Source organism: Loktanella salsilacus (assembly GCF_024206795.1).
GTDB lineage: Bacteria > Pseudomonadota > Alphaproteobacteria > Rhodobacterales > Rhodobacteraceae > Loktanella > Loktanella salsilacus.
In genome coordinates this window covers 309,440-333,845 of the sequence record NZ_CP072995.1, presented here as the reverse complement: position 1 = coordinate 333,845, position 24,406 = coordinate 309,440, and the positions used below count along the sequence as shown (strand labels likewise).

Annotated in this window: 14 protein-coding genes and 5 pseudogenes; 7 read left to right on the top strand and 12 right to left on the bottom strand. The window is 58.7% G+C overall.

Going from position 1 to position 24,406, the window contains the following annotated elements:
- The first annotated feature begins 2 nt into the window (after window positions 1-2).
- Window positions 3-1,229 (top strand): D-mannonate dehydratase ManD, encoded by a 1,227-nt coding sequence (gene manD, locus KBW81_RS17930; protein WP_254249136.1) that lies wholly within the window; start codon window positions 3-5, stop codon window positions 1,227-1,229.
- 96 nt (window positions 1,230-1,325) lie between these two features.
- Here the strand turns inward: manD and KBW81_RS17925 are convergent.
- Together KBW81_RS17925 and KBW81_RS17920 are read right to left on the bottom strand one after the other, a co-directional pair.
- Window positions 1,326-1,528: pseudogene (locus KBW81_RS17925) on the bottom strand (class II aldolase/adducin family protein); the annotation flags it as partial.
- A gap of 12 nt (window positions 1,529-1,540) precedes the next feature.
- Window positions 1,541-2,018: pseudogene (locus KBW81_RS17920) on the bottom strand (TauD/TfdA family dioxygenase); the annotation flags it as partial.
- A 120-nt stretch (window positions 2,019-2,138) separates the two neighbouring features.
- On the opposite strand from KBW81_RS17920, the pseudogene KBW81_RS17915 reads away from it, so the two are divergent.
- Together KBW81_RS17915 and KBW81_RS17910 are read left to right on the top strand one after the other, a co-directional pair.
- Window positions 2,139-2,336 (top strand): annotated as a pseudogene (locus KBW81_RS17915) (ABC transporter); the annotation flags it as partial.
- 123 nt (window positions 2,337-2,459) lie between these two features.
- Window positions 2,460-3,446, top strand: a pseudogene (locus KBW81_RS17910) (NAD(P)-dependent oxidoreductase).
- A gap of 71 nt (window positions 3,447-3,517) precedes the next feature.
- Here KBW81_RS17910 and KBW81_RS17905 read toward each other — a convergent pair.
- The 3 genes and pseudogenes from KBW81_RS17905 to KBW81_RS17895 all read right to left on the bottom strand — a co-directional run bounded on the left by KBW81_RS17905 (window position 3,518) and on the right by KBW81_RS17895 (window position 7,796).
- Window positions 3,518-4,960: an aldehyde dehydrogenase family protein gene (locus KBW81_RS17905; protein ID WP_254249135.1), complete on the bottom strand. Its 1,443-nt coding sequence runs from the start codon at window positions 4,958-4,960 to the stop codon at window positions 3,518-3,520.
- Window positions 4,957-6,167 (bottom strand): annotated as a pseudogene (locus tag KBW81_RS17900) (mandelate racemase/muconate lactonizing enzyme family protein). Before KBW81_RS17900 ends, KBW81_RS17905 begins: the two are co-directional and overlap by 4 nt.
- 27 nt (window positions 6,168-6,194) lie before the next feature.
- Complete coding sequence (locus KBW81_RS17895; protein ID WP_254249134.1) at window positions 6,195-7,796, bottom strand: GMC family oxidoreductase; 1,602 nt, start codon at window positions 7,794-7,796, stop codon at window positions 6,195-6,197.
- 162 nt (window positions 7,797-7,958) lie between these two features.
- On the opposite strand from KBW81_RS17895, the gene KBW81_RS17890 reads away from it, so the two are divergent.
- On the top strand, window positions 7,959-8,840 hold the full coding sequence (locus KBW81_RS17890; RefSeq protein WP_254249133.1) for a LysR substrate-binding domain-containing protein: 882 nt from the start codon (window positions 7,959-7,961) through the stop codon (window positions 8,838-8,840).
- Window positions 8,841-9,119: 279 nt separating this feature from the next.
- Here KBW81_RS17890 and KBW81_RS17885 read toward each other — a convergent pair whose 3' ends face one another.
- The 7 genes from KBW81_RS17885 to KBW81_RS17855 all read right to left on the bottom strand — a co-directional run bounded on the left by KBW81_RS17885 (window position 9,120) and on the right by KBW81_RS17855 (window position 20,253).
- Window positions 9,120-9,596, bottom strand: a complete 477-nt coding sequence (locus KBW81_RS17885; protein WP_254249132.1) for a hypothetical protein — start codon at window positions 9,594-9,596, stop codon at window positions 9,120-9,122.
- A gap of 54 nt (window positions 9,597-9,650) precedes the next feature.
- Window positions 9,651-10,658 (bottom strand): YHYH protein, encoded by a 1,008-nt coding sequence (locus tag KBW81_RS17880; RefSeq protein ID WP_254249131.1) that lies wholly within the window; start codon window positions 10,656-10,658, stop codon window positions 9,651-9,653.
- 158 nt (window positions 10,659-10,816) lie between these two features.
- Entirely contained in the window at window positions 10,817-11,464 is a 648-nt protein-coding gene (locus tag KBW81_RS17875) for a PEBP family protein (protein ID WP_254249130.1), read from the bottom strand.
- 32 nt (window positions 11,465-11,496) lie between these two features.
- Window positions 11,497-12,099, bottom strand: coding sequence for a YbhB/YbcL family Raf kinase inhibitor-like protein (locus KBW81_RS17870; protein ID WP_254249129.1), 603 nt, complete (start codon window positions 12,097-12,099; stop codon window positions 11,497-11,499).
- On the bottom strand, window positions 12,096-13,073 hold the full coding sequence (locus KBW81_RS17865) for a YHYH protein (protein ID WP_254249128.1): 978 nt from the start codon (window positions 13,071-13,073) through the stop codon (window positions 12,096-12,098). The genes KBW81_RS17870 and KBW81_RS17865 overlap by 4 nt, the downstream gene beginning before the upstream one ends.
- Before the next feature lie 260 nt (window positions 13,074-13,333).
- Complete coding sequence (locus KBW81_RS17860) at window positions 13,334-15,169, bottom strand: sensor histidine kinase (protein WP_254249127.1); 1,836 nt, start codon at window positions 15,167-15,169, stop codon at window positions 13,334-13,336.
- 215 nt (window positions 15,170-15,384) lie between these two features.
- Entirely contained in the window at window positions 15,385-20,253 is a 4,869-nt protein-coding gene (locus KBW81_RS17855) for a GEVED domain-containing protein (RefSeq protein WP_254249126.1), read from the bottom strand.
- A 545-nt stretch (window positions 20,254-20,798) separates the two neighbouring features.
- Here KBW81_RS17855 and KBW81_RS17850 point away from each other — a divergent pair.
- The 3 genes from KBW81_RS17850 to KBW81_RS17840 are packed head-to-tail and all read left to right on the top strand — an operon-like array spanning window position 20,799 to window position 24,378.
- Window positions 20,799-21,770 (top strand): ABC transporter ATP-binding protein, encoded by a 972-nt coding sequence (locus tag KBW81_RS17850; protein WP_335641987.1) that lies wholly within the window; start codon window positions 20,799-20,801, stop codon window positions 21,768-21,770.
- The gene (locus KBW81_RS17845; protein WP_254249125.1) at window positions 21,767-22,876 is read left to right on the top strand and encodes an ABC transporter ATP-binding protein; all 1,110 of its coding nucleotides are present in this window, start codon (window positions 21,767-21,769) and stop codon (window positions 22,874-22,876) included. Before KBW81_RS17850 ends, KBW81_RS17845 begins: the two co-directional genes overlap by 4 nt.
- Entirely contained in the window at window positions 22,873-24,378 is a 1,506-nt protein-coding gene (locus KBW81_RS17840) for an ABC transporter substrate-binding protein (RefSeq protein ID WP_254249124.1), read from the top strand. Before KBW81_RS17845 ends, KBW81_RS17840 begins: the two co-directional genes overlap by 4 nt.
- Window positions 24,379-24,406: the final 28 nt, after the last annotated feature.

Sequence of the window (24,406 nt, the reverse complement as noted above, 5' to 3'; positions counted from 1 at the left end):
CCATGAAAATTACTGATGCAAAAGTCTTCGTCGGCGGCCCCGGCAAGAATTACGTCACCCTGAAAATCATGACCGATCAGGGTGTCTATGGCCTTGGCGACGCGACGTTGAACAACCGCGAAACGCTGCCCGCCGCATATTTGCAGGACTATCTGATCCCGAACCTGATCGGCATGGACCCCCGCAACAGCGAGGATATCTGGCAGTTCTTTTATCGCGGCGCTTATTTCCGCCGCGGCCCCATCGCAATGGCGGCCTTTGGGGCCATCGACATGGCGCTATGGGACATCAAGGGCAAGCTTGCCAATATGCCGCTCTATCAGCTTTTTGGCGGCAAAAGCCGCGAGGGTGCGATGGTCTATGCCCATGCGACGGGCGCTGATCTAGAAGATCTGATGGACTCTATCGCCCATTATGTCTCGCTCGGATACAAGGCTGTGCGGGTGCAATGCGGCATCCCCGGCATGCCCACAGCCAGCTATGCCGTTCCTGAAACGAAGGGGCAAGGCAAGCATTACATCAGTGATTTCAGCGGCATACGGCCGAAAGTTGAAGTGTGGGACAGCGCCCGTTACATGCGCTACATGCCCGGCGCACTGATGGAAATCCGGGACAGGTTCGGCCCTGACCTGCACATCCTGCACGACGTGCACCACCGCCTGACCCCGCGCGAAGCCGCGCAATTTGCCAAAGCAGTAGAGCCAGCAAACTTGTTCTGGCTAGAAGACCCCACGCCCGCCGAGGATCAAAACGCGTTGAAACTGCTGCGCCAGCATTCCACCGTGCCCATCGCCATAGGCGAGGTGTTCAACTCTGTTTACGATTGCAACCGCCTGATCGAACAAGAGCTGATCGACTATATCCGCATCGCGGTGACCTACGGAGGCGGCATCACACCGGTCAAACGCATCGTTGATCTTGCCGGACTGCACAACGTGCGCACCGGATTTCACGGCGCCCCCAGTCACTCGCCTTTATGCATGGCGGCGCAGGCGCATTTGAACGCCTGGGCCCCAAACTTTGGCATTCAGGAATATCTGGTTCTTGGGACGCCCGCCTGCGATGCCATGTTTCCATCGGACCACAAAATGGAAAACGGTATGGTCTACGTCAGTGACGCCCCCGGACTTGGCGTCGATTTCGACGAAACAGAGGCCGCGCGCTACAGCTACGCCCCCGGCAGCCACCCCATTGTGCGGCTCGAAGATGGGACGATGTGGAACTACTGAACCGCAGTTGTCACCATCGGCCCACCTGCGGCGGATACCGCTATATCAGCGCTGGCAGCTGCGCCCTTGGGTAATCGAAATGCCGCGCCGCCATGCCGCGATCCCACCGAAGGCCAGATCATAGGCCGTGCGCCCGTAAAGCGCGCCGTGTTGTTGTCGATCGGTACAATCGCCGGGTCCTTCAGGCAGGCCAGCGCCGTTGCATAGGGCGAATGGCAATGCAGCACGACCTGCGCCTCTGGCAGGCGGCGGTGGATCGTGCCGTGGATACACCAAGCCGACGCATCGGGCGCATATGGCCCTGATGCTGCCGCCGCGAACCTGCCTTGGTCGACCCGCGCACGATAGGTCGACTGCATTTCGCCCCGGTCGGTGTAGCAGCCGCGCAGATAACGCGAGCCGCTATCGGCCGAATAGGCGCTGCGGCCATACACGATATGGTGGTTGTAAAAGACCATGCATTCGCCCGCCTTCATCAGGAAACCCATCATATAACGATCTTCTTGTAGCATTCGGCCAAAGCGGCAGAACGCGGGGTAGTAGGCGTCGAGCATGGTCTGATCCAGATCGAAAATATCCGCCATGTGCCGACTGATCGTCAAGCCCGTCACGTCGCCCCGCGCGTCAAGCGCGATCACGGTCTGACGCGACCGCATATCGTAGGTGCAGTGTTCACAATAGAACGGGATCGCGCTCGCGAAAGGCATTCGCAACGGCAACGCCGTCGCTATAGATGCTTTGTCCGCCAGCGACGGAATTTGCGCGGCAATACAGAAACTGGACGCCGGGGCGTGCTCTTCGGCGCTGGATGTGACCACCTAGATTGACGTGCTGTCGGCGATCAAAAAGGCCATTCAGGACACCGGCGTCGCCGCGCTTTACATCACCCACGACCTAGCCACCGTCAAAGCCACCGTCAAAGCCATCGCCGACTAAATCGCCGCCATGCACCGCGGCAAAGTCGTCCGATACGGCCCCAAATCAAAGGTCCTCGCGCCGCCCTTCGACGACTACACAGACCTGCTGCTTGCGTCCGTCCCAGAAATGAAAGTCGGATGGCTCGAAAACGTCGTCGCATCCCGCAAGATTGAGAGCGCGGGCAGGTAGGGGGGGGAAAGCCACCAATGGATACTGCCCCATTGGGCCAAATGCGGTTGCTTTACTGACATTTCGAACTGCCGCACCTTGGGCGCAATATCGATCAGAGTCTCAGATAAGGATACATACCGGATGAAAATCGGCTTCATTGGTCTTGGTAACGTGGGCGGTAAACTTGCGGGCAGTTTGCTGCGCAACAAATTCGACCTGACCGTGCATGACCTGAACCCCGCCCTTGTCGCGACTTTTGTCGGCCGCGGAGCCCATGTTGCGACTAGCCCGCTGCAGATGATGCAAGACTGTGACGCGGTCATTACCTGCTTGCCTTCCCCCGCCGCCTCTGCCGCCGTGGTCGAGTAAATGCTGCCTGCCGTCACCGCCGATAAAATCTGGATGGAGATGTCGACGACGGACGAAAGCGAGGTCAAACGCCTGGCCGCTTTGGTCAAGGCTGCGGGCGGCGCGGCGATGGAATGCCCGGTGTCAGGCGGCTGCCACCGGGCGGATACGGGCAATATTTCAATCTTTGCGGGCTGTGACCGCGCCACGTTTGAACGGATGCTGCCAACGTTGACGACACTGGGCCGCCGCGTGCTGCACACCGGCGATATCGGCACCGCGTCGATCCTGAAGGTCATGACGAACTATCTAGCGACCGCTAATCTGCTGACCTGCTGCGAGGCGCTGGTCACGATGAAGGCCGCCGGTCTGGATATGAATACGACCTATGAGGCGATGAAGATTTCCTCTGGCACGTCTTTTGTGCACGAGACGGAAAGCCAGTTGATCCTGAACGGATCGCGCGATGTGTCGTTCACCATGGACCTTGTGAAAAAGGATATAGGCCTGTTCCAGAAGATCGCCGATCAAGCTGGCGTGCCGTTGGAAATCAGCCCGCTCCTGGTCGAAATCTTTAACGACGGCATCGCGCGGTTCGGTGAACGGGAGTTGTCGCCCAACATCATCCGCCGTCTGGAAGAGGCGACCGGCCTCGATATCCGCGGCCCCGGTTTCCCAGCAGAGCTGACAGATGATGAGCCCGAAGAACAAGGCTATGAGGTCATCCCGACCGGCCTGACCGCCCCGGCGGGTGCGGCAAAGCCTGTTCCGGCTGAATAGACCGGACATCTGAAACGGATAAGGGCCGCCTGCATAGCGCTGGCGGCCCTTTTCATGCGCTAAGCATAACGTCAGAGCGCGAAGGGCGGGCGCACTTTGATTTCCAGATAATCGTCTAGCCCGAATTTTCCGCCTTCGCGGCCATTGCCGGACTGTTTGAACCCGCCAAACGGGGAGCCATAGCCAGAGGCGCGGCCATTGATGTGGATGCCGCCTGCCCGTAGGCGCCGCGCGACGCGCAGCGCGCGCGCTTCGTTGCCAGTCCACAGGTATGCATCAAGGCCGTACTCTGTGTCATTGGCCAAGGCGATCGCCTCTTCCTCGGTGTCGAAGGGCGCAATGATCAGGACAGGGCCAAAGATTTCCTTTTGCCAAACCGTCATGTCGGGCGTCACGTCACAGAACACGGTTGGCCGTGCGAACCAACCTGTTTGCAGCGCAGGCGGCAGGTTGTCCGGGCGACCAAGGCCGCCAGCCAAAAGGCGCGAGCCTTCATTGATGCCGGTCCCGATCATCTCTTGCACGCGGTCATACTGGATCTGGTCGAACAGCGGGCCGATGTGATCACCCTCTAGCGCCGGATCGCCGACGGCTTGCGCATCTGCGGCAGCGCGGGCGATGGACAGCGCCCGATCATAGACGCTGCGTTCAACCAGCATCTTGGTCGGTGCGTTGCAGGACTGGCCGGTGTTATAAAAACATTCCGCCACACCGCCCGCGACGGCAGCCGCGACATCGGCGTCGGCAAAGATCACGTTGGGGGATTTGCCGCCCAGTTCTAGTGTCACGCGCTTGATCGTTGCTGCCGCATCCACCGACACCGCGCTGCCTGCGCGGGTTGATCCGGTAAAGGACATCATCGCCACATCCGGATGCCGCGACAGCGCTGCCCCGACCGAAGGGCCATCGCCGTAAACCAGATTGAACACACCTGCAGGGTAGCCCGCTGCGTGGATCAGTTCGGTATAGATCTGGGCGGACAACGGCGTGTGTTCGGACGGCTTCAGCACACAGGTCGACCCCGTCGCAAGCGCCGGAATGACCTTCAGCGCGATCTGGTTGATGGGCCAGTTCCACGGCGTGATCAGGCCGCAAACGCCGATTGGCTCGCGGCTGACGATATCGCCATTGGGCAGGATTTCTTCTTCGTCATGCGCCTCGAGTGCGGCAATGAAAGCCTCCAGATGGCCAAGGCCCGCATCGGCCTGCGCGTCGCGCGACATGGTGGCAGGGGCACCCATTTCCATCGTGATCGCCGCCGCCAGATCGCCCAACCGTGCGCGCGTCAGCTCTGCCAGCTTGCGCAGCAGGGCAAGGCGTTCGTCCTTTGTGGTCAGGGAAAACGTCTCGAACGCTGTCTTGGCGGCAGCGACGGCGCGGTCCACGTCAACGGCATTCCCAAGCGATACCGTGCCGACCTGCGCATTGGTGGACGGCGTCAGGATCGGCATGGTTTTGGGCGCGTCGGGGGCAACCCATGCGCCATTGATATAGAATTTATCAAGCGTAATCATTGTATTCCTCCACGAGGGGTCACATGAAACTGATCCATCGTCAGATGCAGTTCGGTATCGGTATAGGGCATGTTTGCAATCGCGGCGTCGTCCAGTTCCAACCCCAGACCCGGCGCTTTGGACGGGATGACATAGCCGTTGTCCCATTCAATCGTGCCTTTGACCGCGCTCATGTAAGGCCCGTCAAAGGTGCCGATGCTTTCGAGGATCAAGAAGTTCGGCGAACAGGTGGCGATCTGGATATTGGCGGCGGCGACGATGGGGCCGCAGTACAGGTGCGGCGCAATCTGGACCTGCCGCGTTTCGGCCATACCAGCGATTTTCTTCGCTTCTAGCAGGCCGCCGACGCGGCCAAGGTTCATTTGCAGGATCGACGCCGCCCCGGTTTCCAGCAGGCGGGCGAATTCGTATTTGGTGCACAACCGCTCGCCCGCCGCCACGGGGATCGAGGTGAAGGCCGCGACACTGGCCATGTCGGCGGGGCTTTCAGGGGGCACGGGTTCTTCGAACCACAGCGGATCGAAAGGTTCCAGCGCACGGGCCATCCGCTTGGCCCCCGACACGGTGAACTGACCATGCGTGCCAAGCAGCAGATCGGCGCGATCGCCAACCGCGGCGCGGATTTCGCGGCAGAACGCGACGCTTAGACTGATATCCTCCAGTCGGGGTTGGTGGCCGAGGGCCCTGCGGGGTCGAATTTCAGGGCAGTAAAGCCCTGATTGACCATATCCAGTGCCACCTGCGCTGCGATATGCGGGTCGTTGTAAGCGTTGGGCAAGGAAGGGTCAGGATAGACGTCGCCGCTGGCGGGATAGATATAGGAATAGCTGCGCAGCTTGTCGTGCACGCGCCCGCCCAGCAGTTCATAGACCGGCTTATCCGCCGCCTTGCCGACGATATCCCAGCAGGCCATCTCTAGCCCGCTGAACACGCCCATCACGCTGACATCAGGGCGCTGGGTGAACCCGGCGCTATAGGCCTTGCGAAACAGCAGTTCGATGTGATGGGGATCGGCCCCTTCAAATTGCCGCGCAAACATATCCTGCGCCATCGCGCAGCAAACCTGCGGCCCGAAGGTCGCGTTGTAAATTTCGCCCACGCCAGTGATGCCGCAAGCCGTCGTCAGGCGCACAAAGATGAAATAGCGCCCGCCATGACGCGGCGGCGGATTTCCGACGATAAACGTCTCTAACTTTTCGAGGCGCATGTGCCCCTCCTTTTGAATGGCAGCAGGTTATCCTGCATCTTGTAAAATCAGATCAGCCGCACGCATGGCGAGCATCATCGTTGGCGCATTGGTATTCCCCGACGTGATATTCGGAAAGGCCGAGGCATCGGCAACCCGCAATCCCGCCACGCCGTGCACCTGCAGGCGCGCATTCAGCACGGAGTCCGCCGCGCTTTGCCCCATCCGGCAAGTACAGGTGGGATGATACACCGTGCCTGCGCGGTTGCGAAATTCGGCCAGTAGCGCGTCGTCGTCCATGGTGTCGAACCCCTCAAGCTTGGACGCCGCCGTCACCGCTTGCAACGCCGGGGTGCGCGACAAGGCGCGAATGATCCGGCTGGCGCGGACGGCGGCGTCGCAGTCTTCGTTCGTGGATAGCGAATTGGCCTGTATTGTTGGCGCATCGCGGTAGTCTGCAGAGTTAATCTGCACCGATCCCCGGCTGGTCGGACGGCATTGCTGCGCCGACAAAAGGTAGCCCGGATCGCGGTCCACAATCACCTTTCCCGCGGGGGTTACCTCGTAAGACGCGGGGTTGCAGAACAGCTGGATGTCAGGCGCGTCAAGGTCCGCGTCGGACCGCACAAAGCCGCCGACTTGATTGACCGGCACCGCAAGCGGTCCGCGCCGCGTCATCACATACCGCGCCCCGGCAGCCAGACGCCCAAGGCGGTGGCCAAGGATGTTATTCAGCGTCTTTTGCGAGGCGCGGAACTGGTAGGACACAGCCAGATGGTCCTGCAATCCCTGCCCCACCTGCGGCAGGTCATGGCGCACTGTTATCCCTTGCGATTGCAGCAGCGCCGCTGGCCCGATGCCGGACAGTTGCAAAAGCTGCGGCGAATTGATGGTGCCCGCGCTAAGGATCACCTCTTTGCGGGCAACCACACGGTGCGTTTGGCCGCCGCGCGTATAACTCAGGCCGTCGACGCGGGTGCCAGAGAATTCTAGTTGCGTGACATGGGCGCGCGAAATAAGCGCCACATTAGGTCGCTTTAGCGCCGGGCGCAGAAACGCATCTGCCGCAGACCAGCGCATCCCGCGTTTCACATTACTGCGGTAAAAACTGACGCCGTCAGCGCCGGGGGCGTTCATGTCATCGATATTGGCAAACCCTGCCTGCTGCGCAGCCGTCAGGAAGTTGCGCGAAAACGGGTTCATCTGATCGCTCAGGTTCTGCACCCAGACTGGTCCACCCTGCCCCGGTGCATCCGACTGCGTTTCCATCGCATCATAGATGCCGCGCACAGCGTCCCAGCCCCAGCCCCGCGCGCCCGCAGCGGCCCAATCGTCGAAATCCCGCGCCTGTCCGCGCACATAGGCCATCGCGTTGATAGAGCTTGATCCGCCAATCACCTTGCCGCGCGGCCAATAGCTTTTGCGCCCGTTCAAGGCCGTGTCGGCGTCGGTGTGATAGCCCCAGTTCAGCGCGGGCTTTGCGTAGTTGACGGCATAGCCGACGGGGATCTTGATCCAGAACTGGCGGTCGCTGCCGCCCGCCTCTAGCACCAGCACACGGTGCTTGCCGCTTGCGGACAGCCGGTCCGCCAGCACACAGCCTGCAGAGCCTGCGCCGACGATCACGAAATCGAACTCTTTGGCGGTCATGCCAGCCTGCCTCTTGACGGTTGAATACATAGCACAAATCATTCGCGCCCTCTTTGCACAAGCAACGGCTATGACCGCTAAGCCCCCATAAATTTTAGGCTTATCGCGTTGCATGATTGGCGTAAGCTGCCCAAACAGTGCGGGACAGAACATGGACACAATATGCGCAGGTTGCCTCACGTCACATGGCTCCGCTCGTTCGAGGCGGCAGCGCGGCACAGCTCTTTCAGCTCTGCCGCAGAAGAGCTGAACCTGACGCCCGCCGCTGTCAGCCAACAGATCCGGCTGCTGGAACAACATCTGGACATCCAGCTATTCCGCCGCCTTGCGAAAGGGGTGGAACTGACGGACCTTGGGCTTGCCTATGCGGTGCCGGTGCGCAAATCCTTTCAGGAAATGCAGGCGGCCACCGATGGTCTGTTTCGCGACCAACAGAAATCCGTCATTCGCCTGCGCTGCTCTATTTCCTTTGCCGCGCTGATCGTCGCCCCCCTGCTGCGCGATTTCTGCGCCCTGCATCCGCAGATCGAGGTTGAGCTGTCGACGACAGTTTGGGCTGACCGGATGAACGGCGCGCATATCGATCTGGATATCCGTTACGGCGAAGGCGGCTGGACAGAGCGTCACATCCACCCAATGCCCGTCGATAGCGCCGTCATCGTCTGCCATCCGGACTACGCGGCGACCTTGGGCCAGACCCCAATCGAGGCGGTGCTCGCCAAGGACGCGATTGTGCAGATTGGCGGCTCGGAAACCGACTGGGACCGCCTTTTCCAAATTTGCGGCTTTCATGGCCCGCGGCCGGCGCATTGGATCAGGGCGGATTCATCTTTGATCGCCTTGCAAATCCTGTCGGCGGGCCACGGCTGCGCCATCATCAGCAAAAGCTTTGCCCGCCGGCATTTAGAGGATGGGCGCCTTGTCGCGCCATTTGACCTGGAAATTCCGATGGGGGCGAACTTCAAATTGGTCGAACACGACGACGCGGCCGGACGCGCCGATGTGAAGGCGCTTGTCGACTGGTTGCTGCGCCAGACGTTGTAAATCCGTACCTGTGCAAGGCCGCAAAGATTCTACCGAAACGCAGCAGCAAATGCCCGGATGCGCGCCGCATTGACGCCGCGAGCCGAAGGTCCGTGTCGTTCTGGGCCGCCCGCGCCCATCCCCTGCCATCCGCGATATCCGGGTAGGCTTGCGTTTGCTGGGCCGCCGTTTCGCGGCCGCTGTAGAGCAAGCTATTTTGGGCAACGGGTCGGTCTGTTCTTGCGGTGATGGCCACACTGCCCTGCAAAGACGTCATCGGCAACGGGCCTGACTCTCACATTACTCTGGCACAACGACGCTTACGGTCGATGAAATGGGGATGTCGTCCACAGACCATTCGCTGTGATTATTGGCGTTCAACGTGACTTTGACTTGGTTTTCACCCGGCAAGAGTGCCGAAGCTGGCAGATTAAACCAATCGCTGTAAACTCGGGCATATTTCACGTCGTTAATATAGATATGCGCATGACCTTCGTTGTCCTGCGGGTCGCGATTGATATTCGCGGGTGTGAACTGGAAATTACGCGTCAAGATTTGAACATTGTACCCACCCATAGGATCAGGAAAGACAAGATGGGTTACGGTTGGTACCGGCGCATCCTGCGACACAGCCAACGGCGGATGCTGGTGCAGCATCCCCATATCTACTTGTGACATAGGCATGTCTGCAGATGCTGTGACCGCAGCCGTGTCCTGCATTACCATACCTTCCGGCATGGTGATGTGCACGGTTTGCAAGATGACGGTCAGGACCACGCCAATGGCCCCGCCAATCACAATATATGCAATCTTTTCAAAGACCTAAGTCCCTTACTGACCTGGGCCAGGCATAGCGATGCGCAAAGCGTCATTGTCGATCCCAAGCGATTGGGCAGCAGCGTCAAAATCGGGCGGCATGGTGTCGCCAAGTGCGTCGCGCAGCGCCGCCTCTTCAACGCCAAGCTCTTCTGCGATGGCAGCGAAATCAGGGCCGCCGCCGCCCATGTTCGCGGCCACTTCGACTTTGCCGTGGTAGCAATCGATCATATAAGGCGCTTCATCGGCCGTCAGGTGGTAGTGATAAATACCGTCCGGGAATTCAGGCGTGACATCTACGTGGCCACTGCAGGCGTCCAGATCGTCGTTTGTGATGATAGCGCCCCCTTGCCCGTGGTTTCCGTAGACTGGGAAGCCGTCTTCGAGCACGCCGATCATCACCGAATGCTCATCCGCCTTATCAAGGGTGTCGGTGATACACACCGGAATGCCGTGATAATGATAGTCGGTGCCGCTGACCAAAGTGTGTCCGTTGCATTGATCCAAGAAGGCGACGTGGTCATGAATAACCTGATCGTCTTGGGCCACGACGGTACGTTCAAAGTTCTCGTAATCATTGAAGATTTGCGCGCCGGTAATCGCAACGCCGATGCGGCCAAGGGATGTTTCGGTCACCTCTTTTGTATACGCGGGCAAGGTCGTGATGGTCGTATCAACCGGCGTTTCTTTGAAATAGGTCGCCGACTCTTCAACGTTGAAAAACTCGGCTGGTTTGTCGGCAAAGGGTTGGTCGCTGGGGTCGGTCGGGATCAGATACTTTTCGGCAAAACCATGGCTGGGCATGCCATTCGATTCAAAGCGAAAGGTGTTTGCATCCGCGTCGATGGTGATCGTGACGTTGTCGCTCCAATGCGCGGCCTGAACTGCTGCGGACGTATCGACAAGGCCAACGGCGGTCGTCGTGTCTTGCGCGTCCGCTGTGTCGGGCATGGCGACATTCAACGCAATGGCGGCGATGATCACGCCAAAGGCTGCGGTGGCATACAGGGTCTTATTTTTCACGTTTTAACCTTTGTTTCACGGGTCATCAATTGCAGTGCCGGGCACTCGCCCACCAAAACCGCGACGGATTGCAATGGTCAGCTCGGCCAATAGCGCCGCAATCTGTGCACGGTTGTGTTTCAAGCGTCAGCCGCCACACCCTTCAGATATCAATTGACCTATTCAGTGATCGTCAAACGGCATAGCAGGGTGTTGTCCTGCTTCAGGCTTTCGCCCCAAACCAGCTCTGCGCTGTCGTCCCACGTGACTTCGTCATAGCCGTCCTTCGGGCCGACGTCGGCGGCGGAATGGACGATTGCGGCGGGCCAATCGCTGTCATCGAAATCGGGTGCAGTCCAGTCTGCCGGAATGTCCGTGGCAACAAATCCGCAAGCCCCTTCCCCTGCGACAGGGTTTGCCTCTTCAGCGCAAGACGGCTCTACCGGCGCGAACTGCACGACAAGGCACTTCATATCCGCATCAGTCACGGCGCGCGTTTCGCCCGACACCGCATCCTTAAACTGGGCAATCATGCCGCCGTCGCCCATTTGCTGACGATCCGTGCCGATATATTCTAGACCAGTATCGTTTTCCTTAAAGTCCTTTGCCTCAATCGCGATCACTGCTGGCAGCTCGACCGTGAAGGTCGCCGTTTCTTTGTTGAAAGACCGCTCTGTCGTGATCGGCACCGAGTCTTCAAGGACCACCTCGCCGTTGGCAGACATAGAGAACCAATTGTCGACCCAGACGTCGGCGGTGATGTCGCGGGTTTCGGCCTGAGCGGCGCAGGTTGTCAGGGCTGCTACTGTCGCGAATATAAAGCGCATAATGTGTCCAATCGTGTCAAAGGTGTCGTGATTTAGTTCAGGAAAGTGATGGAGTCGCCGGCAAGGACATGACCCTTCAGCGCGGCCATGACGTCAGTCCAACCGGTGCCGATGTCGTCTTGTTCCGGCAGATCAGCCAGCGGCGCATCAACGGCATAGACCCAGATCGTGTATTCATGGGTACCCGCACCAGATGGCGAACAGGGCGGCGTATAGCCAGTCGTGCGCAGGTCCTTATCGCTGCCCTCTACCCCCAACGACTCCGGATTGCCCCGCGCCACGCCGTCGGCACCTGCGGGAATATTCCAGACCAACCAATAGTGGCTCGGCTCGTTTACACCGGGATAGGCACCATTCGGATAATGCTGCATGACGATGGCATAGGCCTGCGTCTCTGCAGGCGCGTTTTCCCATGACAGCGGCGGCGATACACCGTCCCCGCCGCTGCGCGTGCAGCGCAGATCATCAGGCAAGGCCGCGCCGTCGACCAGCGCGGAACTTGATAAGGTGAACCTCGGCCCCTGTGGCGCAGTTGCATCTGTGCCGGACTTTGGCGGCGGCGTTTGCTGCGCGGCGGCTGGCAATGCGGCCGTGCAGCACAGCAATGCGATGGCGAGTGCGGGAAAGCGGGTCATTCGCGGCACAGCTCCTGCTCGAATAACTCCCCGCCGTTCGTCACGGTGCGGGTTTCGAAGTTGTAGCAATTCTCAGTCTCGGACGGGGCATATTTGATGTAATAGTCGCCGCCCTGATAACTGTAGGTCATGGTCCGGGTGCCGTCGTCGTCCTGCACGAATACCAGATCATCAACCCCGCCGCGCGGTGGCTGACCTGCCTCTGGCCCACGGCCGCCTTCTGATGCGCCCAAGGGACGCACACGCGGCAGGGCGTCGATGTCGGGCACTTCGCCCATCAGGCACTGGATGATGTAGGGCGCACCTTCGGACGTGTGGTAGCGATAGCCAAAGACATCATCGGCCTGCCCGTTACACACGTCCAGAACACCTGCGGCGATGGCGGTGCCGTCGGGATTGGTATCTGCGTAGATCGGAAAACCGTCAAACGCCCAGCCGATGATCGCATCCGGACCCTTGTTTGCCATCTGGTCAATCATGCAGGTCGGTGCGGCATGATAGTGGTAATCGTCGCCGCGCCCCGCATGACCGCCGCAGGCATCAAGCTGACCCGTCGCGACGGTGTCCAAATTGGCCTGATAGGTCGCCAGATCCGATTGCGACATCTCTCCTCCAGCCGTGTAGTCATAGATTGGCACGCCGTTCACCGCGACACCAAGGGCGGCATCGCGAGTATGCGGTTCTGTCCCGCTCACGGGCACCAATGTGATGGGTGAGGCATAATTCACCGCAGGCACTGGCACCTGTTCGTTCGTGCCGATGATACCGGTCATCATCTCGTGGTCGGGATAGGTATCGCCTGCGATCAAAGCTTGATTGTCGGTGCAGGTCACCGTGACCACATCGTCAAAGCCCGCCTCGGCGACCGACTCCGTCACCGCCTCGCAGTGAATGGAGTCTTCATGCGCTTGCCCTGTGGTGGCGTAAAGGCAGGCAAGCACGGCTAAGCCGGGCGGAAGAAGCAAATGACGCATGGGGATGCCTTTTATAGAATGACAGACGGTATGCGGGGTTATACGCGGCTGCTGAATTCTTCCGTCGTTGTTGAGCTATAAAAATGACGGGGAGGGGTGCGCTTGGCAGTTTTGGCCCGTTTAAGTTCCAAAAACTGCAGCCGGGGTGACCCTTTACGAGCACCCGTACGCCTTACTTATCGCTCGACGGGAAAACGCCCGGAAACGGTTCACACAAACCGAACCACCCTTATCCTAGACACACAGGTGAACCCAGAGCGCTAAAACGTAAAGCGAGTGCGGCCCGGCATCGGTTTTGCAATAGGGCCACTGGTTTTAAGTGGAATACCGATCGGGTCCGCTATTTTCAGGACAGTAAACCAAAAAGTTGTTTTATCGCCGACGACACTGTCGAAACCTATCTGGCCACCGGACAGCTCGACAATTTGCTTTGAGATGACCAAACCCAAACCTGTGCCGCCCCGTGACCGCGTATCCGCCTCTTTCGCCTGTGAGAACGGCGAGAAGATATGATCCCGGAAGGAAAGCGGGACGCCCTCTCCTTGGTTGGTTACACAGACCTTGAGGAACTCACCGTGTTCTTCAGTATGAATTTTTATTTCGGTATTCGGATATGCGAATTTCGCAGCATTGGTGAGCAGGTTTGTCATGACTTGCTGAAACCTTCTGGGATCCATTTTCCCATACAGAGGCCTGTCATTTTCGTATGATTTAAATGCCACGTTGAAGTTGTCGGCGGTGTTTGTATTTGCCAGCACAGCTTCTTCAATCTGTGCCACCACGTCGTGGCACCCGATTGAAAGTTCCATCTGGTTTACCGAGAATTTTTCAAAGTCTAGGATGTCATTGATCAGCACATAAAGTCGGTCACCGTTTTGATGCGCGATCGACAGCAGGCGCCGAACCTTTTCGGACAGGTTTTCGCTCTTCATCGCCATGAGCAACCGAAGAGAGCCAAGCACGGATGTCAGCGGCGTCCTGAGTTCGTGACTGATTGTCGCGACAAACTCGCCTTTCATGGCGGCAAGGCGACGTTGCTCCGTCATGTCCATCACTTGGCAAAGGATATGATTGGGTTTGCCAACGGCGTCGCGGACTAAACTGACAGTCACCTGGGCCCACATCGTAGAGCCATCCCGGCGAATATAGCGCCGATCTTCAACATAATTGTCGATTTCGCCCGCAGATAATCTGGTGAATTGTTCAGAGGCCATCTGGATACTATCCGGGTGGGTAATATTTTCAGCTGGCCGGCTGATGAGCTCGTCTTCGGTATACCCAAGAGATTCACACAATGCTTTGTTTACACGCCACCAATTGCCGTCGATCCCGAAGATAACATGCCCGATCGGAGAGTTTTCAAATGCGGAACGAAACTGCTCGTTGCTGCTACGCAAAGAGATTTCCATATTTTTGCGCTCAGTCACATCCCTCATAGAGCCAACGATTGACGTAACTCTGCCAGAGCTGTCTTTGCTGATACCCGCGACGTTTACTTGCACCCAAAGCCATCTCGCACCATCTTTTGAAAGCAGCCGATATTCGCTTGATGCCTTTTCCTGCTCGCCATCCACACAAATCCGGATCGCTTCCTCTGCGACAAATAAATCATCCGGATGGACGCGAGAGCGCCACTCTTCCAATGTGTCAACAGGAACGCCTTTGGGGAGTTCTAAGATCTTGCGCCACATGCCCGAAACAACAACGCGGTCTTCGATCGGGAAATACTCAAAGACGCCAATCCGGGCTGAGTTGATCGCAATGTTTGCTCGCTTAAGATCTGCGCTAGAAGCCTTTTCTGCCCTCAGCACTTCCGTCAGGTTTCGTAGGATCATTGCATGCTGCAATCCGTCTTCATCTGACCAGGACGTCAAATGTATGGACAGGGGTACCTCGTCACCGGACTTCTTTCTTCCCATCATCAACTGAATGTTCGCATCAATCTCAGGAGGATGGATGTAGCTATGAAGCGCAGCAACGGATTGAACATCCAGAACGTCTGAAACCGTCTGACCGATCAGCGTTTCATCGTAGCCAAATAGTTTGTCTGCTGCCGCATTGCTGTGTGAAATTCTGCCATCCGCAGCGACCGTCATCACTGGCACCCTGATGTGCCTGAACGCTTTTAGGACTGGCTCGTTGGACATTAAATTTGCTTTCACTTCAAACGCTGCTGCGTCCGCACTTACTCGCTACAGTTTTTGTCAAATAGAAGGCAGCCTAAATTCTGATTGATGTGATCCAACGGCACAATTTTTGATAGGCTATCACATGGCCCCTTCGGTTCGCTGCAAAGAAGGCTAGGTTTCAGTTAGGGCGCAATACTGACGTTGAACGTCACCGACCCACTGGCACCAGGCGGATAAGTTCCACTGCATTCCCAGCGCAAGTCGCCTGCATAGCCGGGACTGGCCGCACCCGATATCGCGTTGACGCATGTCACCCCGTCGCCGATGTCGATTGGGCTGGGGACAGCCGTCGCAAGTACGGTATACGGCGGTGTCGCATCGTAGACGATGATGTCTGACGAGGGCAAAGTGCCGGTATTTTCCAGATAGATCCGGTATTCCAACACGTCTCCTACCCCGCCCCCGTTGGCGACACCTTCGGGGGTGCCTTGGGTGACATTGCGCACGGTCTTGGACAGCTTCAGCGCGCCTTGCGACGATTCCACCGTCACAAGGTCGGTGTTGCGATCCTCTTCGACGAGGCCAGTGCTGCCGTAGGTCGTATCCGCAACAATATCAATGCTATAGGATGCTCCTGGACCGGCGGCGGCAGAGGCAGAAACCCGCGCAACAAGGCAAAGCGTTGTCCCTGCCGAGATGGCGACCGGACCGGTGATCGGCGTATCAGCCGTGCCGTCACAACCGTTATCTATAAACAAACCGGTGGCAAAGGCATCGGGGGTCGCGCTGGTCTGTGCATCAAGCGTAAAGAGCAAGCTGCCGGTCGCATCTGCGATATATTCATGGCGAAGCGACACCACTTGACCGGGGCGGATTGCGGCCTGTTGGTCAAGGTTTAGCCGTGCCGCGACGATCAGGCCAAAGTTCAAATCGGCGTAGGACGTGCCTGCCGCGGGCGTGAAGGTGAACGCCCCGTCGCGCGGGTCGGCGTTCACGATAGCGGGCAGGCCAAGTGCGCTTTCCGATACGGTGCGCAGCAAGGCGTCAGGCACCACAGACACCGTGACGGTATTCGTGTAGCCATCAGGCAGGGTCAGGCTCCAGCTGCCGTCTGCCGCTACGGCGGGTGTGCCGATCACGACGCCAGCGCTGTCTAGCACCTGAACTACGGCGCTGTCCGTGCCGACCTCTGTGCCGCCTTGGACGCCGTCAAAGGCTGTGGCCCCTGCCCCGTTGTCCAAAAACACCAGACCGGATAGTGTTGCGCCGGTGCCGATGAACGCGACGGTGACGCTTGCCTCGTCATCGTCAGCCAAACCGTCCGATAGATCGTCAACCAAAGCGCCGACCGACGGGTCACTGTCGGGGTCGGACAACGAACTGGCGACGATTTCTGCGGTATTGGTATGCGTGCCGCTGTCCAACATGGTGACGCGAATTGTTAGCACATGGCTGCTGCCAGAGGGCACATCGCCAAGCGTCCAGATACCGGTACCCGTATCATAGGTATCCCCCTGCCCCGCCGCATCATCAGAGACATAGGCGAAACCCTTGGGCAGCAAATCACGCACCCGCATGTCGGCCGCAGTGCCCGGTCCATCATTGGACACGGTCAGGATGAAATCGATCGCCTCGCCCGCTGTCGCTTGGGTGATTGGCACGCCATCTGACGCGCGCAGCGCGCTTTTGGTCAGCGACAGATCGGCGGCCGTCGGTGCCGTGGCAAAGCCAAAGCTTTGATCAGCCGTGTCGGCCCCCGTGGTGACGGTTACGCCAGTCAGCGGATTGACCGTTGATAGGGTTAGGGCAGCGGGGATGTCGGGATCTGCGGTATCCACCTCTATCCGGTAGGTCAGCGTCGCGTTGACGGTGCCAAAGGCATAGCTGCCGTCAGCAATCGTTTCCGCCGCGGATACCAGCGTATCGTCGGCAGGATCAGACGGCGTTCCATTGTCGTCATATAGGTTGACGGTGATGCCCGCGGGCAGCCCGGTATCGCCAGCGTTAAGCGTGCTGGACCCGTCAGCATCCTGATAGAGGGTGCCAGAGATTGACCCGCTTTGGAAAACCGTCGACACGAACGGCCCCGGTGCGCGGCAGGACGCACCATCGTTGCCCTGATACGTCAGATTGCTAACGGTGCCCTGCACTTCGATGAGGTCGTATGTCGCGGGGCGATTGCCGTCAGACCCGACCTCGATCGCAAAGACTTGGCGGGACTGGTTATCAAAGGCGTACATGAAACCGCTGCCATCGAACCAGACCGAGTCAATATCGATCGAGAAATATCCGGCAGCCAGCGGGACGTTGGCAATCAGATCAATGGTAATAGGTCCCGGCACGCCATTGTTCGGATCAAAGGCATAAAGATTGCGCGCGGGATCAAAGAAATAGATCAGGCCGTCGCGCGGATTATAGGCCATATCACGGCCATAGGGCGACCCTGCCGCAGCCGTCAAAACGCCCACCGCCACTGGATTTGTCGGATCGCTGATATCCAGCAGTTGATAGCGGCTGACATCGCTACCCGACATATAGATCATGATGCCATTTGGCAGGATGTCTGAATTGGTGTCCGGCGTTTCAATGGTCAACCCAGACACATCAGCCACCTCTTGCACAGCGCCAGCCGCGTTGATCCGCATCAACGTCCGAGGGCTTTGGCGCACACCGTAGATATAGCCGTCCAGCTCATTATAGCCCCAGCCGGTCACAAGATAGTTGCCGGTATAATTTGGCGGCAAAGCAGTCTGGCTTAGCGTGTAAAGGCCACCGCTTTCGCTGACTGTCAGCTGGCTGAGTGAAGGCAAGTTAAATGCTGTTTCCGTTGCGACCATGAAAAACGTCGATGAACAGGTCAGCGGCGCGCCCGGATTGGACAGGGTCACAAGGTAATCCTCGACCTCGCCGTCTAGGTTTATTCCGTCGAAAGGATCGGCCGCAACGCCGCTGGTAGTCGACCAACGCAAGCGCGCATAGGTGGCACCGTTACCGATATCTGCAGGCACAGGAATATTCAGCACAATCTGATTGTTAAAGGTGCCGTCAGTGTCGCCTGTGCCGCCATCACGGTAATCAATCGCCACATGTTCATCAGCCTCGAACGCGCCGTTCTGATCATAGTCGATCCAAAGCTGAAGGTTCGTGATACCGGGCACCAGCACCGGCAGCCCCAAATCGAATTGCGCACTCAGGGTCTCGTGGGTTCGCACTGTCAGCGGTACTGTCGTGCCTGCAACAATCTGCGGAAACGTCGTCGCGTCTTCGTCGTCGATGCCGTCGATATCGTCGCCATCGGCGTTGGCAGAAAACTTCGTCGAGGTTTCAGTGTCCGGCTCTGCCGTACCAAGATAGATCAGCGGCACGACCACATGACGCGGATCGCCATAGCTGCCGGGCGCGTCGCCACGGTCAACCAAATCCGCAGCCGCGATGATGAAGGAGTAATCCTCAACCTCTCCGTCCAGCGTCGGGTCTGATATGCCTAGCCCAGCCTGCGATGCCCAGCGAAAGCGGCCAAAGGTCCGCGATGTTGTCGCATCATCCGGCACTGTGACGTTGATCTGAATTTGTCCGTCCCCAGCAGTCACATCATCGCCAGTCCCGTCATCGCGCAGGTCCGTCGCAAAACGTTCGACAGCCGTATTTTCAAACAACCCGTTGCCGTTGAAATCAATCCACGCCTGGAGGTATCCGTTGCCAGCGACCCTAACGGTCAACGTGACAATTGAACCTTGCGTTAATAGCGGCAGCGTCACGCCGTCCTCGTCGTCACTGCCCGTCAGGTCGTCGCCAGTGGCCGTCAGGTCCGACTGGGTAAAGGCCTCTGCATCGGGTGCCGTTGTTCCCAAATAAACTGTGGGCGCGGCGACGATCGCATGCTTGGGTGCCAAATAGGTGATGGGCGCATCGCCAAAATCAAAACCAAGCGCATAAAGCAGGGTCAGCGTGTCCGGGTTAGACTGAAGGCGGTTGGGAAACGTCTGACCTATGGGGCCAATGCCCGCAGTGGCCGTCGCCGTTAGCCCGCCGTTCAAAATATCAGCAGCCGTCACGGTGTATGCGGCCGTACAGGTAAATGTGCCGCCTGCAGGCACCTCTGTTGTGATCGCGGGACAGGTCACCGTGCCGACCGAGTCGTCCTGGATTACGATATCCTGCCCGACATTGAACGGCAGGGTGCCGTCGTTGGTGACGGTATAGGTGTAGTTGATCGTCGCCCCTAGCGCGACCAAATCGCCCGGGTTCGTCGTTTTGACCAAGGAAATGCTTTGACCGACCGCAAATTCAGTGTCTGCCAAAACACTCAAGCCCCGTGGGGCGGGATCGTAAGGACCCACGTTTCGGACGTTTCCAATGGATTCGTCATAATAGAAGACTGCCCACGACGTGGCGTCAGGAAAAACAGACCGTAACGTGCCCGTGTCATCATTGTCAGAGGTTGGTGAAACGGCAGGACCGTCTAGATAAATACACTGCGCTTGGTTAGCCCCGATAAGGCCCGTCGCCCCAGCGCCCGATCCGGGCCCGATAATAAACGTCGGGGTCGCAGAAACGGCCGACAGGGCCGGATTACCATTGCTTCCGAAAACGGTGATAAAATCGCAGCGGTCGTTGGTGGCATTGTTATCGCTGGCATCAAGGTCCGTGGTGTCAATCTTTAGGCCGTCAACCGGAAGGGCCACACTGTTGGACGAAAAACTAAGTTGGACCCCCGCCCTTGAATCGCCGACCCGGCCCGAATTGGGCGGCGCATCCACGATAAACGTCAGCGCCTCCATCCCGCCGCCGAAAATCGCGACATCATCAGGCGACACGATGCCGCCCCCCGCCACAAAGTTGCCCACGACGTCGATCCTTGTATCGACTTCAAAACCATACTGGTCTTTCAGGGTGAAGCTTAGCGGCGCGGTCGATCCCGCAGGCCAATCGATCTGCGCCCAATCAAGTGTAAAGTCGCCTGCGTAAAGCTTGGGTGTTGCCAGCATCGCGATTGCAACAACACTGCTGAATGATGCACGCATAAACCGGGTTGCGACGGACTTGGGCACTTCATTCACCTATTACTTAGACACGTGGTCAGTCGTTTGGGATGCGGTGGTGACGACCGGACCCAAACACTTCAATGCGCCAGCCCTAAGCGTCCCCCGACAATAATCGATCCCGTCCACTGTCGCAGGCTGCGCCGCGTCAAGCAAAAGCGCAGAGAGGCAGAAACATCGCCGTCTTGGATAGGGCGCTATGCTTTCGAATAGCGCGAGGCTGATCGGTGCATGGGGGATCGCAGCGCAAACAATGTTTTCCGGCGGTGGCGCTGCCGCGTGAACCGGATGACGAATTGGTGCCAATAATTCAAAACGTCAGGCGATCTGCGTCGGGGAACAGCTTTCACCCGCCGAATACGGCCTTGTCTTCATCGCCCACGAAAGCGGATGCTTAAAAATTAGGCTCAATGCCTAGCATTGATCAAACGCGCCGGTTTTCAAAGCGACTGCGGCAAAAATGAATTGACTCGGCGCAGGGTCATGATGAACCAATAGGTAATTGGTTCACACTTGCCGCAAGGACGCCTCTTCTGTCTCAGCATCTTCCCCTTTTGTCGCTGCGCGACTTCAGCCTGAAATTCAAAGGGCAGTCGGCCTGCGTTGTCGAAAATGTTGACCTGACCGTCGCAGAAGGAGAGATCCTGTGCATCGTCGGCGAGTCCGGTTGCGGCAAGAGCGTGACCGCGATGGCGCTGATGGGACTGCTTCCGCAAGACGCCGCCAAAATTCCCAGCGGCACTATGGTTTTCAACGGTAAAACGATAGATATGACGTGCGAACGTATCCCCGCGACCATGCGCGGCGGGGACGTGGCGATGATCTTTCAAGAGCCGATGACCTCGCTCAATCCCGCTTTTCGGATCGGCGATCAGATCGCCGAAGCGGTGCAGCAGCACAAGGGGTGCACCCGTGCGCAGGGACGCGCCCGTGCGCTGGAAATGTTGATCCGGGTGGGACTCCCCTCTCCTGAACAGCGGCTGGATCAGTATCCGCACCAATTGTCAGGTGGTCAGCGCCAACGCGTTATGATTGCCATGGCCCTTGCCAATGACCCCAAGCTTTTGATCGCAGACGAGCCAACAACCGCGCTTGATGTCACGATCCAAGCGCAAATTTTGGAACTGATCCGCGATTTGCAGCGCGACACGGGCATGGGCACGATCATGATTACCCATGACCTAGGTGTTGTCGCGGAAATCGCCGACACGGTCGCTGTTATGTATGGCGGCCAAGTGGTTGAACGCGGCCCAATGGCCGAAGTGTTTGAGGATCCCCAGCACCCCTACACCATCGGCCTTATGGACTCGGTCCCGCGGTTATCGGGCCCCCGCGCCCGGCTCACGACGATCGAAGGTACAGTGCCGTCGATTGATACGATGCCGCAAGGTTGCCGGTTCCGGACACGCTGCCCCTTTGCGGCCCCGATCTGCAGTGCGCGTCCCGCGCTTGCAAACGTCAGCGAAACCCACGCGGTGGCATGCCATTTCGCCCCCTTGGAACAGAACCTGAAGGTGGCGCAATGACACCGATCCTAGAAGCACAGAACGTCAAAAAGCATTTCCCGACGGGCGGCGGTTTGTTTCAGAAAAAGGGCCTCGTTAAGGCTGTCGATGGCGTGTCGCTGTCCATCACCCCGGGCGAAACCTTTGCTATTGTTGGCGAATCTGGCTGCGGTAAATCTACGCTTGCCCGCCTTTTGATGCGTCTGCTGGACCCGACCAGCGGCGACGTGGTGTTTGACGGCAAGCAGGTCACAGCGGCCAAGGGCGTTGCACTGTCCGCCCTGCGCCGGGACATGCAGTTCATTTTTCAAGACCCCTTTTCATCCCTGAACCCGCGCATGACAGTCGGTAAACTGGTGGGCGAGCCGCTAGAGGTGCACGCACCAGAACTGTCCAAAACTGACCGCCGCGCCAAGGTTGCAGAGCTGTTGGCAAAGGTCGGTTTGCGGCCAGAGCACGCGGACCGCTACGCGCATGAGTTTTCTGGCGGCCAGCGCCAGCGCATCGGGATCGCCCGCGCGCTTGCCTCTGGTCCGCGGCTGATTATCGGCGACGAACCCGTCAGCGCGCTGGATGTGTCGGTGCAGGCGCAGGTGGTAAACCTGCTGGGCGATCTGGGCCGTGATTTGGGCCTGACGCTGGTGCTGATCGCGCATGATCTGGCTGTCATCCGGCACATGTCGGACCGCGTGGCCGTCATGTACTTGGGTAAAATCGTTGAACAGGGCACAACGGACGATGTGTTCGAACAGCCGCGCCATCCCTACACCCGCGCTTTGCTGGACGCGATCCCGGACCTTGATGATCAATCTGGCGCCTCGCGCGCCCGGATCGAGGGCGAGATGCCCTCACCCTCTGCCCCGCCGCCGGGCTGCGCGTTCCATACCCGCTGCCCCCACGCGACGGCACTGTGCCGCGAAGCTGTCCCGCAACCAGTGGAGACACCAAACGGCCACATGACCGCCTGTCACCATTGGCAGGACATTCCCGCCGCGCCCCGGCAAACGACACCCCGCAGCAAAAGCCCCGCCACCTTGGCGCGGCTCGCGCTTTACCGCCAAGCGACGCGGGGGGCGCAGATCATCCCCGTCGCATCCCAAAACCCTGACAGAGAGGCCACCACATGAAAAATCTGACCCTCACGACAGCGGCCCTTGCCCTGATGGCAAGCGGCGCAATGGCACAGGATTTGCGCATCGCGTTGCAGTCCGACGCTGACATTCTGGACCCGGACCAGTCGCGGACCTTTGTGGGCCGCATCATCTATACCGCCCTATGCGACAAGCTGGTCGACATTACGCCTGATCTGGAAATCATTCCCCAGCTTGCGACCGCATGGACCGTGGCAGAGGATGGCATGTCCATCGACATGACCGTGCGCGAAGATGTCGTTTTCCACGACGGCACCGCGTTCAACGCGCAGGCTGTCGCTGACAACATCACCCGGTCGCAGACCATGGACGGCAGCATGCGCAAGTCAGAGCTTGCCTCGATCGCATCCGTTGACGTGACGGGCGACTACACGTTGACGCTGAACCTGACCGGTCCCGATGCCACCGTGATCGCCCAACTGGCTGACCGCGCCGGCATGATGGTATCCCCGACGGCCGCCGCCGCGATGGGCGACGATTTTGGCCTCGCGCCAGTCTGCTCTGGTCCGTTCGCATTTGAAGAGCGGGTCGCGCAGGACAAGATCGTGCTGAAGAAATTCGCAGACTATTGGAATGCGGACGAAATCCACTTTGATAGCGTCACATACCTGCCAATCCCCGACACGACTGTCCGTCTTGCCAACCTGCAATCCGGCGATATTCACATCCTAGAACGTCTGGCCCCCACCGACTTGGCGCAGGTCAATGCGGATGACAGCATCAACGTTCTGTCCGCCGTATCGATGGGCTATCAGGGCATCACTTTTAATGTGGGCAATGGCGAACAAGCCGACAATCCGTTTGGCACCGATCCGCGTCTGCGGCAGGCATTCAGCTATGCCATTGACCGCGACGCCATCAATCAGGTCGTGTTCGAGGGCGCATTTGCCGCTGGCAACCAGCCCTTCCCGCCAACATCGCCTTGGTATGATGCCGATTATCCCGTTGAAGGCCGCGATGTCGAAAAGGCCAAAGCACTGCTGGCAGAGGCAGGCTATCCCGACGGCATCGACCTTGTCGTGCAGGTGCCGAACACGACCATCCCCTTGCAGCTGATGCAGGTGATCCAGTCGATGACCGCCGAAGCGGGCATCAACATCGAGATCGTGTCCAAAGAGTTCGCCACGCTGCTGTCTGACCAGACCGCAGGCGACTATCAGGCAAGCCAGATCGGCTGGTCTGGCCGCGTCGATCCAGATGGCAACATCCACCAGTTCGTCACGACGGATGGCGGCATCAATGATGCGGGCTATTCCAACGCTGCTGTCGACGATGCACTGAATGCGGCGCGCACACAGGCCGATGTTGCATCACGCAAGGCGCAGTATGACGCAGCCCGTGACGTGCTGATCAATGATGCGCCGCTGGTGTACCTCTACCACGAAAGCTGGATCACAGCGCTTGACGCCAATATCGAAGGCTACACCGCCTATCCCGACGGCATGATCCGCCTAGAAGGTGTGACCCTGTCCGAATGATCCCGGTCCGCCCCCAGCCCAACCGGGC